This window comes from Glycocaulis sp., assembly GCF_050485565.1.
GTDB lineage: Bacteria > Pseudomonadota > Alphaproteobacteria > Caulobacterales > Maricaulaceae > Glycocaulis.
Genome location: NZ_JBJHBQ010000012.1, coordinates 18,966 through 33,888, shown reverse-complemented (window position 1 = coordinate 33,888; position 14,923 = coordinate 18,966). Strand labels below are relative to the sequence as shown.

Genomic DNA, 14,923 nt, shown 5'->3' with positions numbered 1-14,923 from the left:
TGCGTGTCGCGATGTCGGATGGGGCGCTGGCGTCCGGGCTCATGGCGGCAAATTAACTCTCCGCCTGCTGCCCGCAAGGGGGCAGGCCAGAGGGACACGTTTTTGCGCTGGCTAAACAGGCTTTCGCTTCTGGTGCGGGAGCGTCTAGGCTTGGGTGAAGCCTGCACCCTGACCCCGCTGACACCTGCCCTGACGGACCCCCTCAATGACAGATCGCAAGCCGCGCGTGGACGATGAAGAAGCTCTGGCCTTTCACCGCCAGACGCCTGCCGGAAAGATCGCCCTGCGCGCGACCAAGCCGATGGCCACCCAGCGTGATCTCTCGCTGGCCTACTCACCCGGTGTTGCCGCGCCGGTAAAGGCGATCCATGCCAACCCGGACGCGGTCTATGACTATACCTCCAAGGGCAATTTCGTCGCCGTCATCTCCAACGGGACGGCCATTCTGGGCCTGGGTGATCTGGGCCCTGCTGCCTCCAAGCCGGTGATGGAAGGCAAGGCGGTCCTGTTCAAGCGCTTTGCCGATATCGACGCCATCGATATCGAGGTGGAGGAAAACGACCCGGAAGCCTTCATCGAATGCGTGCGCCGCTTCGGCAATACGTTCGGCGGCATCAATCTGGAAGACATCAAGGGGCCGGACTGCTTCATCATCGAGGAGCGCCTGCGCGAGCTGCTCGATATCCCGGTCTTCCATGATGACCAGCACGGCACGGCCATCATCTCCGCTGCCGGCATCATCAATGCCTGTGAATTGTCAGGGCGCGACATCAAGGATCTCAAAGTCGTCGTGAACGGCGCGGGCGCTGCCGGTATCGCGGTGCTGGAGCTTATCAAATCCATGGGCGTCGCCCACGACAATGCGATCCTGTGTGACACCAAGGGCGTCATCTACAAGGGCCGCACCAACGGCATGAACCAGTGGAAATCGGCCCATGCCGCCGAGACGGACAAGCGTACGCTGGAAGAGGCGCTGGACGGGGCGGACTGTTTTATCGGCCTGTCGGTGAAGGGCGCGGTCAACAAGGCGATGATAAAGTCCATGGCGGCTGATCCGATCATCTTCGCCATGGCCAATCCCGATCCGGAAATCACGCCGGAAGAAGTACGCGAGGCGCGTTCAGACGCGATCATGGCCACCGGCCGCTCTGATTATCCCAATCAGGTCAACAACGTGCTGGGCTTTCCTTACATTTTTCGCGGCGCGCTGGATGTCCGCGCGCGCACCATCAATGAAGAGATGAAAGTTGCTGCCGCCCGCGCGCTGGCCGAGCTGGCGCGCGAGGATGTGCCAGACGAGGTGGCCGCTGCCTATCACGGATCACGCCCCAGCTTCGGCAAGGATTACATCATCCCGGCTCCGTTCGATCCGCGCCTGATCAGCCATGTCCCGCCTTATGTGGCACAAGCCGCGATGGATTCCGGCGTTGCCCGCCGCCCCATCGCCGATATGGAAGCTTACAAGGCGACCCTCGCCCAGCGGCTGGACCCCACAGCGGCCATTTTGCAGGCCCTGCACGAGGAAGTGCGCGCCGCAGACCGCAAGACGATTGTTTTTGCCGAAGGCGAGGAGCCGACGGTTATCCGCGCCGCCCACGCCTTCCAGACGCAAGGGCTTGGCAAGGCGGTGCTGGTCGGCCGGGAGGAAACCACCAAAGCCAATATGCGCCTTGTCGGCGTGCCTGAAGGCTCCATTGAAATCCTCAATGCGCGCCTCTCCGAGAACAATGCGGTCTATGCCGACTGGCTGTTCAAGCGTCTGCAAAGACGCGGTTATCTCAAACGCGACGTGCAGCGCATGGTCAATAATGACCGCAACGTGTTTGCCGCCTGCATGGTGGCCCTGGGCGATGCCCATGGCCTGGTGACCGGCACCACGCGCAATTACGCCCAAGCCCTGGCCGATGTGCAGATGGCGCTGGACCCCAAGCCCGGTGAGCGGGTGATGGGCATGTCGCTGGTGCTGTCACGCGGGCGCACGCTCTTCATCGCCGACACCAATGTCACCGAATTTCCAAGTGCTGAGGCCATGGCCGATATGGCGTGCGAGGCGGCTTCTGCCGCGCGGCGTTTCGGGGTGGAGCCGCGCGTGGCGCTGCTCTCCTACTCCACTTTCGGCAACCCTGCCGGTGAGCGCTCGGAGAAGATACGCGAGGCGGTTCGCCTTCTCGACGCCCGCAGCCCCGATTTTGAATACGAGGGCGAGATGAATGCCGATGTGGCGCTCGACCCCGACCATACCCGGCTCTACCCGTTCTCGCGCCTGACCGGCCCGGCCAATGTGCTGATCATGCCGGCCATTCATTCCGCCTCCATCTCCACCAAGCTGTTGCGCGCTGCAGGCGGCGCGACGGTGCTGGGTCCGATGCTGTTGGGGCTGGAAAAGCCGGTGCAGATCGCGCGCCTCGGCGCGGGCGTGGCCGATATCCTCACCCTCGCGGCGCTGGCCGCACATGACCTCTCGGCGGAGCGGAGCGAAACTAGCTGATTGTTTCTAGCTGATCTGGGGCTTGTGGGCGGCGACTTCGCGCGCGGCCCGCCAGCGCATCACGATCCAGACCAGCAGCACCGCTGGCGCACCGATGAGCGCGGTGGTGGTGAAGAAATTGGCATAGCCAAGAGAGTCCACCATGATGCCGGAAAACCCGCCAAAGAGCTTGCCCGGCAGGGCGTAGAACGAGCTGAAGAGCGCGTATTGCGTCGCCGAGAAGGCCCGGTTGGTCAGGCTCGACATATAGGCGATGAGGGCCGTACCCGCCCAGCCACCGGCCACATTTTCCGCCGTGATGGCCAGCGTCAGATAGAGGATGGAGGGGTTCTTCTCCTGCGGCCACGGGGTCAGTTCTGCGCCATTGACCATGGTGATCTCGCCGGTCGGCTGGAGGAGCGCCAGCCAGGTGAAGGCCAGCGCCGAGACCGCGCTGATGATCGCGCCCACCATCAGCACCGGATAAACGCCCCAGCGCGTGGCGGCGACACCGGCCATCATGGCGCCCGCCAGCATGGCAAATACGCCGTAAACCTTTGATACCGCGCCGATTTCAGACAGCGTATAGCCCATATCCACATAGAAGGGATAGGCCATGAAGCCGAGCACGAAATCATTGAGCCTATAGGCACCGATCAGGGTGAGGATAAGCAGCGCGATCCAGCGATAGCGCACAACGAAATCGACAAACGGCGCGACCACGGCCGAGTAGAGCCAGGCAGCCGCCTCCCCCACTGGGTTGCCCTTTACCGCGCCCTCAATGGCTTCGGTGCCGCCGCCCAGCGCTTTGGGACGCGCGGGCTCCGGGGCCAGGAACACGCCCGCCACGCCGATCAGCATGAGGGCGGCGAGCACGGTGTAGGCAAAGGAAAACCCGCCAAAATCGGCCATCACCAGCGCGCCTGCGCCCGCGGCGATCATGCCAAAGCGGTAGCCCCACTGATAAATCGCCACCAGCAGGGCCTGATACTCATCCTCGGCGACATCAATCCGCCAGGCATCCAGCGCAATGTCCTGTGTCGCCGAGCCAAAGGCGATCATCACGGTCGCCAGTGCAATCACGAAAAGCCCGGTGGAGGGCGTCGCCGTGGAGGCGAGCAGTATCGCGCCGATCACAACCGCCTGTGCCAGCAATATCCAGGAGCGCCGCCGCCCGAGCAGCCGGTCAAGGAAGGGTAAGGGCAGCCGGTCAACGAGTGGCGACCACATGAATTTGAATGTGTAGGCCATGCCCGCCCAGGCAAAAAACCCGATCTCGGTGCGTGACACACCTTCCAGCCGCAACCAGGCCGACAGCGTGGAGAAGACCAGCAGGATGGGAAGTCCGGCCGAGAACCCCAAAAGCAGCATGACGGCCGAGCGCCGCCAGCCCAGTGCCACTACCGAGCCCAGAAGGCTGCGGCGCTCGCTCTGGCGCTCGGCACTGATATCGGTCATGGAAAGCGCGCTCCGGGCTGGCCCTGTCTAGGCGCTCAGCCTTGCGCGGATTTGCCCGCCGCACAAGCCGGAGAGGACGCTCGCCAGCTCGTCAGGGTCAACCGGCTTGGCAAGGAAGGCGTCCATGCCGGCAGCAAGGCAGGCATCGCGGTCAGACTCGGTCGCATTGGCCGTCAGCGCAACGAGCGGGACAGAGCCGGGCTCGCCCGGCAAGGCGCGGATCTGGGCCGCCGCGTCGCGCCCGTCCAGCTCCGGCATGCGCAAATCCAGCAGCGCGGCATCCAGCCCGCCTTGTGAGGCTTCCAGCACCGCTTCGCGCCCGGTCGCCGCCATGACAACGCTGGCACCCAAACGGGTCAGAAGCGTGCGTGCGATCAGCGCGTTTACCGGATCGTCCTCGGCCAGAAGGATGCGGTAGCCGGCGAGTACCGGGCCGCGCACCTCGCTCTCGCGCTTTTCATCGCCCGAACTCTTGCCCAGCGCAAACCGGGCCAGCGAGCTTGCCCGCACCGGCGCGACCAGCCAGCCATCAATCCCCGCCGGACGGTCCTTGCCGGTATAGCGTGCCTTGGTGCGCGGGCGGGCAAGAGCGAGAATCCGCCCCGCACATCCGGCGGCTGCCAGCGCCGAGGCATCCTCGGTCCAGCCATCATCAAGAATGACGATATCGGGGCGCACCGCCTGCGCCCGCGCCACAAGCTGTCCCTGACTGCTACAGTTTTCCGCCCAGGCGCCCAGCGTTTCGGCGTGCAGAACCAGGGCATCGGATTCGATGGAACACGGTGTCGCGATCAGAATGCGCCGCCCCGCCAGCGGACGGTGCACCGGCGCGCGCTGCAGCACTTCCGGCTGGAAGGTGAACCAGAACAGCGCTCCTTCGCCGGGCTGAGAGCGCACGCCCACCTCGCCGTCCATGGCCTCGGCCAGACGCTTGACCATGGCAAGGCCCAGCCCCGCGCCCGGCGCGCTATTATCGCGTTCGGCCGCGCCGCGCTCGAACTGCTCGAACAGGCGGGCCTGATCGGACGGGGTGATACCGGGGCCGGTATCCCGGACCGACAGGCGCAGACTATTATTTTCGGCCTCAAGCGTGACCAGCACCCCGCCCTCGCGGGTGAATTTCACCGCATTACCTGCCAGATTATAGAGTATCTGTTTCAGCCGTGCCGGATCGGCCCTGATCTGGGCAGGCACGCCCGGCCCCTGCGCGTGGGCGAGCGCCAGCCCCTTTTCGGCGGCCTTCTCCGACAACAGCTCGCACACCTCTTCAACCAGCCTCGACGGGTCCATGGCCTCTGGCCGGAGTTCCAGCTTGCCGGCCTCCAGCCGGGAGAGGTCGAGAATGTCGTCAATGAGCTTCAGCGCATGGCTGGCACTGGCTTTGAGGGCCGCCACATAGGCGGCCTGATCGGGCTTCAGCCCGGTATCTTCCAGCAGGCGCGCCGTGCCCAGCGCGCCCGACAGGGGCGTGCGCAATTCATGGGTGACGGCGGCAAAGAACACGCCCTTGCCGCGCGCGGCCTCGCTCTCGCGCTGGACCTGGCTGCGCTGCTCGGTCACGTCGCGGCCGACCGCGATGATCGAGCCGTCAGCGGTGAGGGTCTCCGACCACTCGATCCAGACCGGCCCGGTGCGGGTGCGCATCGCCACATCATAGCGCCGGTGTGATGCGCTCTCGCCAAAAGCGGGAGCGACCGCGAACCAGCGCCCTGTCCAGTCTTCGCGCGTTCCGCCAAAGGCGCGCAGGAACGCGCCGTTCACATCGCTCAGACGCCCGTCCCGGTCACGCACGATGACCAGCTCGCCAATGGCATCAAACACGCCGCGCAAGGCCGTGGACGCGGCCATGACGGGCACCGCGCCTTCATCGGCAGGCGCGCCGTCTGCTGAGGTGGCCAGGGACGGGGCCGGAGAAGGGTCCGGAGAGGAGGGCGGCAGGGCATGGGTCATGGTGCGACGCTAATGCCGGTCAGGTTAACGAAGCGTCGAATGCCGGAGTGATTTTTCTCCCCCGTCTGCGAGCGCTGGCCACCCTGCGGGCGTCCCGGCAGGGCGGGTGGTGCGCCTGGCGCTCAGCGCCTCTGCAATATGGATGCGGCGCACACCCTCCACACCATCCAGATCGGCGATGGTGCGCGCGGTGCGCAGCACGCGGTGATAGCTGCGCGCAGTCAGCCCCATGGCCTCAGCGGCGCGCGACAATAACTCGCGACCGGCGGCGTCAGGCTCGGCAATCCGGTCCAGCGCCTCGCCCGACAGCCGCGCATTGAGCGCGCCGCGCGCCTCCTGCACCTCCCGCGCTTTTGCCACGCGCGCGGCGATCTCGGCCGTGCCTTCGTGCGCGGGCGGCAGGGCAAGGTCTGCAGGCGTCACCGGCGGCACCTCGATCTGCAGATCGATCCGGTCCATCATCGGGCCGGAAATGCGTGCCTGATAGCTTTCCGCGCAATTTTTACCGCGCGCGCAAGCGCGCCCGTCTGCGCCTGCCCAGCCGCAGCGGCAGGGATTCATCGCCGCGACCAGCTGGAACCGGGCCGGGAATGTGATGCGGGCATTGGCGCGCGCCACCGCGATCTCGCCGGTTTCCAGCGGCTGGCGCAGGGAATCGAGCACTTGCGGGTGAAATTCCGGCAATTCATCCAAGAACAGCACGCCATTATGGGCCAGAGAGGCTTCGCCGGGGCGCACGCGCGTGCCGCCACCGACCATCGCGGCCATCGAGGCAGAATGGTGCGGCGCACGAAATGGCCGCGCCCGGCTCAGCTCCCCGCGCTGCAATAGCCCGGCGACCGACTGAACGGTCGAAATCTCCAGCAATTCCTTGGCTGACAGGGGCGGCAGAAGGCCCGGAGCCCGCTCGGCCAGCATGGACTTGCCAGAACCCGGCGGCCCGATGAACAAGATGTTGTGGCCGCCAGCCATGGCGATTTCCAGCGCGCGCTTGGCGGTCTCCTGCCCGCGCACATCACGCATGTCCTTAAAGCGCGGCCCCTCCACCAGATCTCCTGGCTGGGGCCGGGCGAGCGCCTGCCCGCCCTTGAAATGATTGATAAGCTGGATGAGTGAGGCCGGGGCAAGAATGGCCAGCTCGCCCCCCGCCCAGGCCGCTTCCGGCCCGCTATCCTTCGCGCAGATAAAGCCGGTTTCCTGCTCCACGGCCAGCATGGCGGCTGGCAGCGCGCCCGGCGCGGGCGATATCGAGCCATCAAGGCCCAGCTCCCCCATCGCCAGATATTCAGACCCCGCCTCGGGGGGGAGCACGCCCATCGCGATCAGTATGCCAATGGCGATCGGCAGATCGAAATGGGCGCCTTCCTTCGGCCGGTCAGCGGGTGCCAGATTGACGATCAGGCGCTGGCCGGGCAGCGACAGGCCGATGGCGGCAAAGGCGGCCCGCACGCGTTCGCGGCTTTCGGCCACCGCCTTGTCGGCCAGCCCGACCACGCTGAAGGCCGGGGTGCCGCCGGCAATCTGCACCTGAACATCGACAAGGCGCGCATTAGCACCTTCAAACGAGGCAGAATGGGTGTAGGCGCTCATCTTTGCCTCCGAAATTCATTCACTGAACAAATTCAATTCTGGTCGCCGGGATTTACCATTTATCCACAGAACGCATGAACAGGCCGGTATAAAACCAGAACAAGAAAAGAACAAAACTGCCGGAAACGTCAAGACGTCATATTAACTTTTTACCAAACCCCTGCTAGATCAAATGGTTTTCTGGCCCGTAATCGGCGCTGGCCACGCCCTTGAGGTGCTCCGGCCATCGTCCGGGTGCCACGCAGATCAGGTCAAAACGCGTCGCCAGCCTGTCCAGCCCGGTGCGCCGCGCACGCCACAGGGCGGCGGCCCGCATCAGCCGCACCTGCTGGCGCGGATGAAACGCTTCGCGCGCGGCCTCGCGCCGGTTTCGCCATTTCACCTCGACGAAGGCGAGCGTGCGGCCCTTGCGCGCGATAAGATCAATCTCGCCGAGCGGGGTCTTCACCCGCCGCCCCAGAATGCGCCAGCCCTTCAGGATGAGCAGGATGCTGGCGGCCCGCTCCCCGCGCCGTCCGCGCCGTTCGGCCCGCTGGCGCGCATGCCGGGTCATGCCCGCCCCTCGCAGACGGATTTCGGCAGGTGCATAGTTGCCCCTGACCGGCCGCGCCGGTAGCCTCCGTTCCGGCCGGGCCGGCACAAGGCGGGGGAGACGGTTTTGAGGACGCAAGCCATGATGAGAGCAATCTTGCCCACCCGCGCGCTGGTGCCAATAGCTGGCCTTTGGCGTGTGACCGCCTGTATGGCGGGTGCGGCCCTTTTCCTGTCGGCTTGTGGCGCAACCACCGGGGGCCCCGGTGTCACGCCGGGACCCGCATCGCCGGTCGTAGGCGCGCCGCCTGAACCGGCCGTGCTGGGTGTGGAGATGAGCCCGGAACGTCTGGCCTTCACCCCGCCGCATCTGGAAGGGGTGGACCTTGTGCGCGTCGGCGTATTGCTGCCCTTCTCCGGCGCGTCGGCTGCCTTGCGCTCAGAGGCCGGCCATTTGCTGCGCGCCGCCGAGCTGGCCCTGTTTGAGCGCGGCGTCGAGAATGTCGTTCTGCTGCCAAAGGATACTGAAGGCACGGCTCGCGGCGCGGAAGCCGCTGCCGAAGCAGCCATTGCCGACGGCGCTGACATGATCATCGGCCCGCTGCTCGCCGCCGAAGTGCGCGCGGTCTCCAGCCTGGCGCGCCGGTCCAACATTCCCGTCATCTCCTTTTCCACAGACACCAGTGTTGCCGGTGGCGGCGTCTATCTATTGAGCTTCCCGCCAGAGGAAGAAGTGCGCCGCGTGGTGTCCTACACCGCCGCTCTGGGCGCAGACCGCTTTGCCATTGTGGCCCCGGCCACCCCTTATGGGCAGCTGGTCAGCCAGGCTTATCGCTCCGCCGCTGCCGAGTTTGGCGGCACGGTAACGGCCGAGGAAGTCTATTCGGGCGGCGTGGACTCCATGAGCCAGGCGGCCCGCCGTCTCGCCCGCGCCGGCATTGGCAGTCTGGAGGTTGGGCGCGCCCTTGCCATGACGGGCGAGGGCTGGCGGCCCGCCGATAGCGGTGCGTTCCAGGTGGTGATGCTCCCCGCAGGGGGCGATGATCTGCGCATGCTCGCGCCCTCGCTGCTGTTTGCCGATATCGACCCGCTGCTGGTGAAGTTTGTCGGCACCGGGCTGTGGCGCAATCCTGATAGCGTCCGCGAACCGGCGCTGGCCAATGGCTGGTTTGCCGGTCCCGATGCCGAAATGCGCGCCCGGTTCGAGATGGCCTATGAGGCGGCGTTCGGTGAACGGCCCTCCCGTCTCGCCGGACTGGGGTATGATTCCGCCTCACTGGCTGTCCTGATGGCCGCCAATACGGGCGGGATCGACCGCTCCATCATTGAAGATCCGAACGGATTCCTGGGCGTGGACGGCCTGTTCCGGCTGCGCGCCGACGGCACGGTGGAGCGTGGCCTTGCGCTCTACACCATCCGCAACGGACGCTTTGAGGTGCTTGATCCGGCGCCCGAGCGCTTTGGTCCGGACGGCATCGCCATGGATGTGGAACCGGGCGAATCCTGATCAGCCGTCCGGTTCTTGTTCAGGGTGCCAGCATGTTCGCCACCCGGTCGGCATAGAGGCGTCCTTGCGCGGTCAGGCGCACGCCTGACGCGTCCATGGCAATAAGCCCGTCATCCAGCAGAGACGCGGCGGCCTCTTCATCGATATCGAGTCCGGTCAGGGTTTTGAGGCGCGTGCGGTCCAGCCCCTCAACAATGCGCAGGCCCATCAGCACCCGCTCCTGCGCCTCTTCCAGCGCGCTCAGGCGTTCGAGATGAGCAAGGGGCTCCCGGCTGGCGGCAATATAGTCTGCCGGGCGCAAGGGCGCGCCATGGGCAATGCGCCCCCCGCCCGCGTGTGAGCCAATGCGGCCATGCGCGCCGGGGCCGATACCGATCCAGTCCCCGCCCGTCCAGTAGAGCCGGTTATGGCGCGAGCGATGGTCCTCACCCCGTGCATGATTGGAAATCTCGTAAGGCTCCAGCCCGGCGGCAGCGGTCAATCCTTGCGTCAGCTCGAACATGTCTGCGGCCAGCTCTTCTTCCGGCGGCACCAGCGCGCCGCGCTTCACCTGCCGGGCAAACGCCGTCCCCTCCTCAATGGTCAGCTGATAGGCCGAGAGATGATCGACGCCCAGCGCCAGAATGGCGGAAAGCTCACCTTCCCAGTCTGCAAGGCTCTGGCCATGGCGGGCATAGATGAGATCAGCTGATACGCGCCCCACCAGAGAGCGGGCGATTTCCAGCGCCTCCAGCCCGGCGCGCGCATCATGGTCGCGCCCCAGCCGCGCCAGAGCGGCATCGTCCAGCGATTGCACGCCGACCGACAGCCGGTTGATCCCGGCAGCAACAATATCGTTCAGACGTGCGCGCTCGGCCGGATTGGCTTCCAGTCCCAGCTCAGGATCGCTCTCAAATCCCCACAGGGTCTCCGCCGTTTCCAGCACGCGGGCAATATCACCCGCCTCCATCAGTGAGGGCGTGCCGCCGCCAAAATGGACACTTGTGAGGGTGCGCGGCCCCGTTACCGCGCGCCAGCGGGCCATATCGGTTATTAGCGCATCCACCAGCGCTGCGCTGTCTGCACCTTTGGCCTTGTAGACATTGAAATCGCAATACGGGCAGATACGCACGCAATAGGGCCAGTGGATATAAAGCCCCAGCGGGGTGGGCGCTGGCGTGCTCACGCGCCGAACACCGTGTCTGTCAGCTTCCTGAAAGCATCAGCGCGGTGGCTCAGCGCTTTTTTCTCCGCCGCGCCCATCTCGGCAAAGGTGCGGGTTTCGCCCCTGGCGACAAACACCGGATCATAGCCAAAGCCCTGATCCCCGCGCGGCGGCCAGACAAGATCGCCCTTCACCTCGCCTTCGAACACCAGCTCGGCCCCGCCGGGATGAACCAGCGCCAGAACGCACACAAAGCGCGCCGAACGGTCCGGGCTGCCAGAGGCGGCAAGCTTTTTTTCAACCGTCTCCATGGCGAGGCGGAAATCCTTCTCCGGCCCGGCCCAGCGGGCGGAATAAACCCCCGGCTCACCGCCAAGCGCGCTCACCTCCAGACCGGAATCATCGGCCAGCGCGACGGCTCCGGAGGCTTTGGCTGCGGCCCTCGCCTTCAAAAGCGCATTGCCCGAAAAAGTTTTTTCAGTCTCTTCCGGCTCCTCCAGACCCATCTCGCCAGCCCCTTTGACACGGATGGAGAAGGGGGCAACGAGATCGGCTATCTCCTTGATCTTGCCTGCATTATGGCTCGCCAAAACCCACAGCGGAGCCTCCCGGAAAAGGCGTTTTATGGTTACTACATCCATTTACGCATATCGCCTTTCGAAAAATTCATATCGTTTTTCGATATTTTTTTGTTGCAAAGCGATGAGGGCCTTGCTAGATGTGTTTTCGAGGCAAGGGGAACACCCCGCTGCCTCACGGCAAAAGCCCCGGCGGAACACATGACCGGAGCAAAGGCCGAAGGTTGATCGATAACACTGGACCTCAAAGGAGACAAAGATGGTCAGGCTCGAAAACAACACCCGCCGTATTCCGTTTACGGCTATCATGAATGTGGTTCTGGTCGCTGCGGTAGTAGCGGGCATGGCTGCGGCGCTGTCACCGATTGTCGCATAAGGCGGCGCCGTGAGGCAGCATGACGGCACCGGGCGCGTCTGACCTCTCCCCCCTTGGAGGCAGCATCGCGCCCGGTGTGACGTCGCAGAAGGGGCAGGGATGCGTGCGCTAAGTCCGGGATTTCTGACATCCCTTCTGAAAATTTTTCTCGATGTGGCGATTATCGTGCTGTGGGGCCTCCTGGTCCTGGCCAGCCTCGTCACACTCTCCCTCATGGTTTTTGGCGTCTTCAGTGTAACCGGCATGGGTCCGGACCTGCCAGACGCCTTTGTCCGCTTCCTCCAGCTGGATATCGTGATCGCGCTGCCGCTTGGCGTGGCCGCGATCATTGCGATTCTCTTCATCACCGACCGGCTGCGCCGTATCGTTGTCACCCTCATTGAAGGTGATCCCTTTGTGCCGGAAAATGCCGGCCATCTGCGCGCCATCGCGATTGCCATCGCCATCTACCAGATCATCCGCTACGGCGCGCACGGCATTATCGCGCTGATTTTCACCGTGTTTGGCCGCCCGGTGGAAAGCGGGGTCAGCGTCCAGCCCGAATTTGGCCTGAACATTGGCGCCTGGATCGCCGTTATCGCGCTTCTCGTCCTGTCAGAAGTGTTCCGTGAGGGAACGCGCCTGCGCGACGAGCAGAAGCTGACGATCTAGGGGGCGCGAGACATGGCAATCCGCGTCACCCTCGATCGTATGCTGCTCGAACGGCGCATGTCGCTGACTGAGCTGTGCGACCGTGTCGGCATCACCATGGCCAATCTCTCCATCCTGAAGACCGGCAAGGCCAAGGCTGTGCGCTTCTCCACGCTGGAGGCGCTGTGCCGCGAGCTCGATTGCCAGCCCGGCGACCTCTTGCAGTTTACCGACGAACCCGGCGATGAGGATGATGACGGGACGGAGTAGCCCCTACCGCCGCCCCCTCCGCCGCGACGAGAACATGTCATCATCCAGCACGAACAGGCGCGGATCGGCGCGCTGACCAAGGCGCACCTCATCGAGCGTCACCTGCGTGAGCGAGCCCATCCCGTCCACCGCATACCAGCCCAGAAGCGCCACCTCACCCGCAGGGGCCGCCGGATCATCATCGCCAAAGGCGAGCGTCACCCGGCCCTCCGCCTCGCCTTGCGGATCTTCCAGCGTCACATAGAGCTGATTGTCATAGCGGCCGACCTCCACAATCGCGCCGGAGGATTCCAGTTCCGAAGCCGGGGCCAGCAGCCAGCGCAGGGGCGTGGAGCGGATCGGCGCACGGTCAATTGTTTCCAGCGCGCTATCGGCAATCGCCACCGTCGAGCCATCAGCCACGATCAGCAAGGGCGAGGGTGCATCATAGGCAAAGCGCACGCGACCGGGGCGCGACAGGGCGATATCGCCCTCGCTGACCGAACCGTCCGGGTTCACTTGACGGAAGCGCGCCTGCAGGGTCTCAACGGCGGCAAAGATTTCCAGCGCGCGGGCGCGCTCGACCGCTTCGCCGCGGCCTGACTGTTCGACAGCCTCAGCCGGCGGCAGGGTTTCAACCTCCTGCGCCTCTTGCGTTTCCTGCACGATGGCAAGGCCGGTATCGGCGCTCACATCGAACGCGGCGCTATCGGCGTCCGCCGTGCTCCAGCCGGTGGACAGCGCTGCAAGGGCAGTGGCAAGCGTGGTCAGCATTTTTTGGTTCCTTTCCTTCGTGCCGGGGACAATCACTATGACCCTATGGCTAAAGGCAAATTGCGGCCCATGAAAGGCGTTTGCGTTCATCTGCGCGACAGCAATTCATAAGGTGAAAAGCCCGGCAAAGTGCCATTCGCCGCACCCGCCTGCCTCGCTTAGATCGCGCCTTTGCCCTATCTTGCGTGCCATGAAGCGTCGCACGGCAATAGAGAACTGGCCGATTGAGGCCCATGGCCGTCCGCTGCGTCTGGACCATCTGGACGCGCGCGAGGATGTGCTGCTGGACGCCCATGTGCGGCCCAACCGCTCGCTCGGCGGTCCGGCATTCATCGCGCTGATGGTGGCAATTGCCGTTATCAGCTTTACTGCAGGTCTGGCCTTTCTGATGATCGGAGCCTGGCCGGTGCTGGGCTTTTTCGGACTGGACGTGCTGATCGTCTGGCTCGCCTTCCGGCTCAATTATCGCGACGGGCGGCGTCTGGAGCGTATCCATATCACGCCGGAAGCCATTCATGTCATGCGCCGCTGGCCGACAGGCTATGAGACACTTTATCGTCTGCCCTCTGCCTGGACCCGCCTCGTGGTGGACCATGAGGACGATCCGGATGTGCAGCCGCGCCTGACCGCCATGGGTAAGCATGTGCTGGTCGGCTCAGTCCTCTCTCCGCGTGAACGGCGCGATCTTGCGAGCGCGATTGCCGAAGCCTTGGACAAGGCGCGCACCAGCCCGGTGGCTTTGGCGCAAGAAACGGGTGGCGCAGCTTAGGCGCCAGCGGCACTCTTGCTCCCATGACAGATCTTGCCACCCCTTCAGACGCCCTGCCCGCCCTTGCCCTGCGCGCGAGCGATTATCCGCGCATCAACGCCGCGCTGGACTTCATCGCCGCCCATTGGGAGGAGCAACCCTCGCTGGAGCGCATTGCGCAGGCTGCGGGCCTCTCCCCGCATCATTTCCAGCGTGTCTTCACCCGCTGGACCGGGGCCAGCCCCAAACGCATGATCGCCGCCCTTACCCATGCCAGCGCCCGCCGCCTGATGCGCGAAGGGGCAAGCGTGCTGGAAGCTGCGCTGGAAACCGGCCTATCCGGCCCGTCGCGCCTGCACGATGTTTTCATCGCCGAGGAAGCCGTCACACCCGGCAATGCCCGCACTGCCGGAATGGGCCTTGAATTTGCCGTCGGTCACGCCCCGACACCCTTTGGCACCGGCGTGTTTCTCATTGCGCCGCGTGGCCTCTCTGCCCTCGCCTTTGCCGATGCGGGCAGCGAGGCGGAGGCTGAAGCCGATCTGAGATCACGCTTTCCGGCGGCGGGCTTCACTGTCGATCACGGTGCTGCTGACCATTATGCGCAAGCGATATTCGGTGAAGGTGGCGCACGGCCCGTCCCGCTCGTACTCTATGGCACGCCCTGGCGGCGGCAGGTATGGCGGGCCCTGCTGGCCATCCCGCCCGGCGAGACCACTTCTTACGGTGATATCGCCCGCGAGGTCTGCACCGCCAGGGCGAGCCGCGCTGTTGGTGCAGCCGTCGGTGCCAACCCGGTCAGCTGGCTCATCCCCTGTCACCGTGTGCTGGCGAGCGACGGGCGGCTTAACGGCTACCATTGGGGTCTGGAGCGTAAGCGCGCCATGCTCGCCTACGAGGCCGCGACGCGCTAGATACGCG

General features: G+C 65.0%; 13 protein-coding genes. 6 read left to right on the top strand and 7 right to left on the bottom strand.

Annotation, left to right across the window (positions count from 1 at the left end; translation table 11 throughout):
- Nucleotides 1–205 precede the first annotated feature (205 nt).
- Nucleotides 206–2,488, top strand: coding sequence for an NADP-dependent malic enzyme (locus ACQ5ID_RS12535; protein WP_429912776.1), 2,283 nt, complete (start codon nucleotides 206–208; stop codon nucleotides 2,486–2,488).
- 6 nt (nucleotides 2,489–2,494) lie between these two features.
- On the opposite strand, the gene ACQ5ID_RS12530 is transcribed toward ACQ5ID_RS12535, so the two are convergent.
- The 4 genes from ACQ5ID_RS12530 to ACQ5ID_RS12515 all read right to left on the bottom strand — a co-directional run bounded on the left by ACQ5ID_RS12530 (nucleotide 2,495) and on the right by ACQ5ID_RS12515 (nucleotide 8,018).
- Nucleotides 2,495–3,925 (bottom strand): AmpG family muropeptide MFS transporter, encoded by a 1,431-nt coding sequence (locus tag ACQ5ID_RS12530; RefSeq protein WP_429912775.1) that lies wholly within the window; start codon nucleotides 3,923–3,925, stop codon nucleotides 2,495–2,497.
- 27 nt (nucleotides 3,926–3,952) lie between these two features.
- A complete protein-coding gene (locus tag ACQ5ID_RS12525; RefSeq protein ID WP_429912774.1) occupies nucleotides 3,953–5,875 on the bottom strand; it encodes an ATP-binding protein in 1,923 nt (640 codons plus the stop codon).
- Between the two features lie 24 nt (nucleotides 5,876–5,899).
- The gene (locus ACQ5ID_RS12520) at nucleotides 5,900–7,465 is read right to left on the bottom strand and encodes a YifB family Mg chelatase-like AAA ATPase (RefSeq protein WP_429912773.1); all 1,566 of its coding nucleotides are present in this window, start codon (nucleotides 7,463–7,465) and stop codon (nucleotides 5,900–5,902) included.
- A gap of 163 nt (nucleotides 7,466–7,628) precedes the next feature.
- A complete protein-coding gene (locus ACQ5ID_RS12515) occupies nucleotides 7,629–8,018 on the bottom strand; it encodes a YraN family protein (RefSeq protein WP_429912772.1) in 390 nt (129 codons plus the stop codon).
- A gap of 120 nt (nucleotides 8,019–8,138) precedes the next feature.
- Here ACQ5ID_RS12515 and ACQ5ID_RS12510 point away from each other — a divergent pair, with 120 nt between their 5' ends.
- Nucleotides 8,139–9,503 (top strand): penicillin-binding protein activator, encoded by a 1,365-nt coding sequence (locus tag ACQ5ID_RS12510; protein WP_429912771.1) that lies wholly within the window; start codon nucleotides 8,139–8,141, stop codon nucleotides 9,501–9,503.
- Nucleotides 9,504–9,522: 19 nt separating this feature from the next.
- Here ACQ5ID_RS12510 and hemW read toward each other — a convergent pair whose 3' ends face one another.
- Nucleotides 9,523–10,668, bottom strand: a complete 1,146-nt coding sequence (gene hemW / locus ACQ5ID_RS12505) for a radical SAM family heme chaperone HemW (protein WP_429912770.1) — start codon at nucleotides 10,666–10,668, stop codon at nucleotides 9,523–9,525.
- Complete coding sequence (gene rdgB, locus ACQ5ID_RS12500) at nucleotides 10,665–11,288, bottom strand: RdgB/HAM1 family non-canonical purine NTP pyrophosphatase (protein ID WP_429912769.1); 624 nt, start codon at nucleotides 11,286–11,288, stop codon at nucleotides 10,665–10,667. The genes hemW and rdgB overlap by 4 nt, the downstream gene beginning before the upstream one ends.
- A 412-nt stretch (nucleotides 11,289–11,700) precedes the next feature.
- Between rdgB and ACQ5ID_RS12495 the strand changes: the two genes are divergently transcribed.
- Both ACQ5ID_RS12495 and ACQ5ID_RS12490 read left to right on the top strand, forming a co-directional pair.
- Nucleotides 11,701–12,252, top strand: a complete 552-nt coding sequence (locus ACQ5ID_RS12495; protein WP_371393009.1) for a DUF2975 domain-containing protein — start codon at nucleotides 11,701–11,703, stop codon at nucleotides 12,250–12,252.
- A gap of 12 nt (nucleotides 12,253–12,264) precedes the next feature.
- Nucleotides 12,265–12,501 (top strand): helix-turn-helix domain-containing protein, encoded by a 237-nt coding sequence (locus ACQ5ID_RS12490; protein WP_371393010.1) that lies wholly within the window; start codon nucleotides 12,265–12,267, stop codon nucleotides 12,499–12,501.
- Between the two features lie 3 nt (nucleotides 12,502–12,504).
- On the opposite strand, the gene ACQ5ID_RS12485 is transcribed toward ACQ5ID_RS12490, so the two are convergent.
- Nucleotides 12,505–13,254 carry a LolA family protein gene (locus ACQ5ID_RS12485; protein WP_429912768.1) on the bottom strand — a complete coding sequence of 250 codons (750 nt, stop codon included), beginning with the start codon at nucleotides 13,252–13,254 and terminating at the stop codon, nucleotides 12,505–12,507.
- Between the two features lie 190 nt (nucleotides 13,255–13,444).
- Here ACQ5ID_RS12485 and ACQ5ID_RS12480 point away from each other — a divergent pair, with 190 nt between their 5' ends.
- Together ACQ5ID_RS12480 and ACQ5ID_RS12475 are read left to right on the top strand one after the other, a co-directional pair.
- Nucleotides 13,445–14,023: a DUF2244 domain-containing protein gene (locus ACQ5ID_RS12480; RefSeq protein WP_429912767.1), complete on the top strand. Its 579-nt coding sequence runs from the start codon at nucleotides 13,445–13,447 to the stop codon at nucleotides 14,021–14,023.
- 23 nt (nucleotides 14,024–14,046) lie between these two features.
- On the top strand, nucleotides 14,047–14,916 hold the full coding sequence (locus ACQ5ID_RS12475; protein ID WP_429912766.1) for a methylated-DNA--[protein]-cysteine S-methyltransferase: 870 nt from the start codon (nucleotides 14,047–14,049) through the stop codon (nucleotides 14,914–14,916).
- The last annotated feature ends 7 nt before the right edge of the window (nucleotides 14,917–14,923 follow it).

Bases quoted from the DNA above. Each gene is read 5' to 3' on its own strand.
- ACQ5ID_RS12520 (WP_429912773.1), bottom strand. From the start codon at position 7,465: ATGAGCGCCTACACCCATTCTGCCTCGTTTGAAGGTGCTAATGCGCGC.
- ACQ5ID_RS12485 (WP_429912768.1), bottom strand. From the start codon at position 13,254: ATGCTGACCACGCTTGCCACTGCCCTTGCAGCGCTGTCCACCGGCTGG.
- ACQ5ID_RS12495 (WP_371393009.1), top strand. From the start codon at position 11,701: ATGCGTGCGCTAAGTCCGGGATTTCTGACATCCCTTCTGAAAATTTTT.
- ACQ5ID_RS12525 (WP_429912774.1), bottom strand. From the start codon at position 5,875: ATGACCCATGCCCTGCCGCCCTCCTCTCCGGACCCTTCTCCGGCCCCG.
- ACQ5ID_RS12490 (WP_371393010.1), top strand. From the start codon at position 12,265: ATGGCAATCCGCGTCACCCTCGATCGTATGCTGCTCGAACGGCGCATG.
- ACQ5ID_RS12480 (WP_429912767.1), top strand. From the start codon at position 13,445: ATGAAGCGTCGCACGGCAATAGAGAACTGGCCGATTGAGGCCCATGGC.
- ACQ5ID_RS12515 (WP_429912772.1), bottom strand. From the start codon at position 8,018: ATGACCCGGCATGCGCGCCAGCGGGCCGAACGGCGCGGACGGCGCGGG.
- ACQ5ID_RS12530 (WP_429912775.1), bottom strand. From the start codon at position 3,925: ATGACCGATATCAGTGCCGAGCGCCAGAGCGAGCGCCGCAGCCTTCTG.
- ACQ5ID_RS12510 (WP_429912771.1), top strand. From the start codon at position 8,139: ATGATGAGAGCAATCTTGCCCACCCGCGCGCTGGTGCCAATAGCTGGC.
- ACQ5ID_RS12475 (WP_429912766.1), top strand. From the start codon at position 14,047: ATGACAGATCTTGCCACCCCTTCAGACGCCCTGCCCGCCCTTGCCCTG.
- ACQ5ID_RS12535 (WP_429912776.1), top strand. From the start codon at position 206: ATGACAGATCGCAAGCCGCGCGTGGACGATGAAGAAGCTCTGGCCTTT.
- rdgB (WP_429912769.1), bottom strand. From the start codon at position 11,288: ATGGATGTAGTAACCATAAAACGCCTTTTCCGGGAGGCTCCGCTGTGG.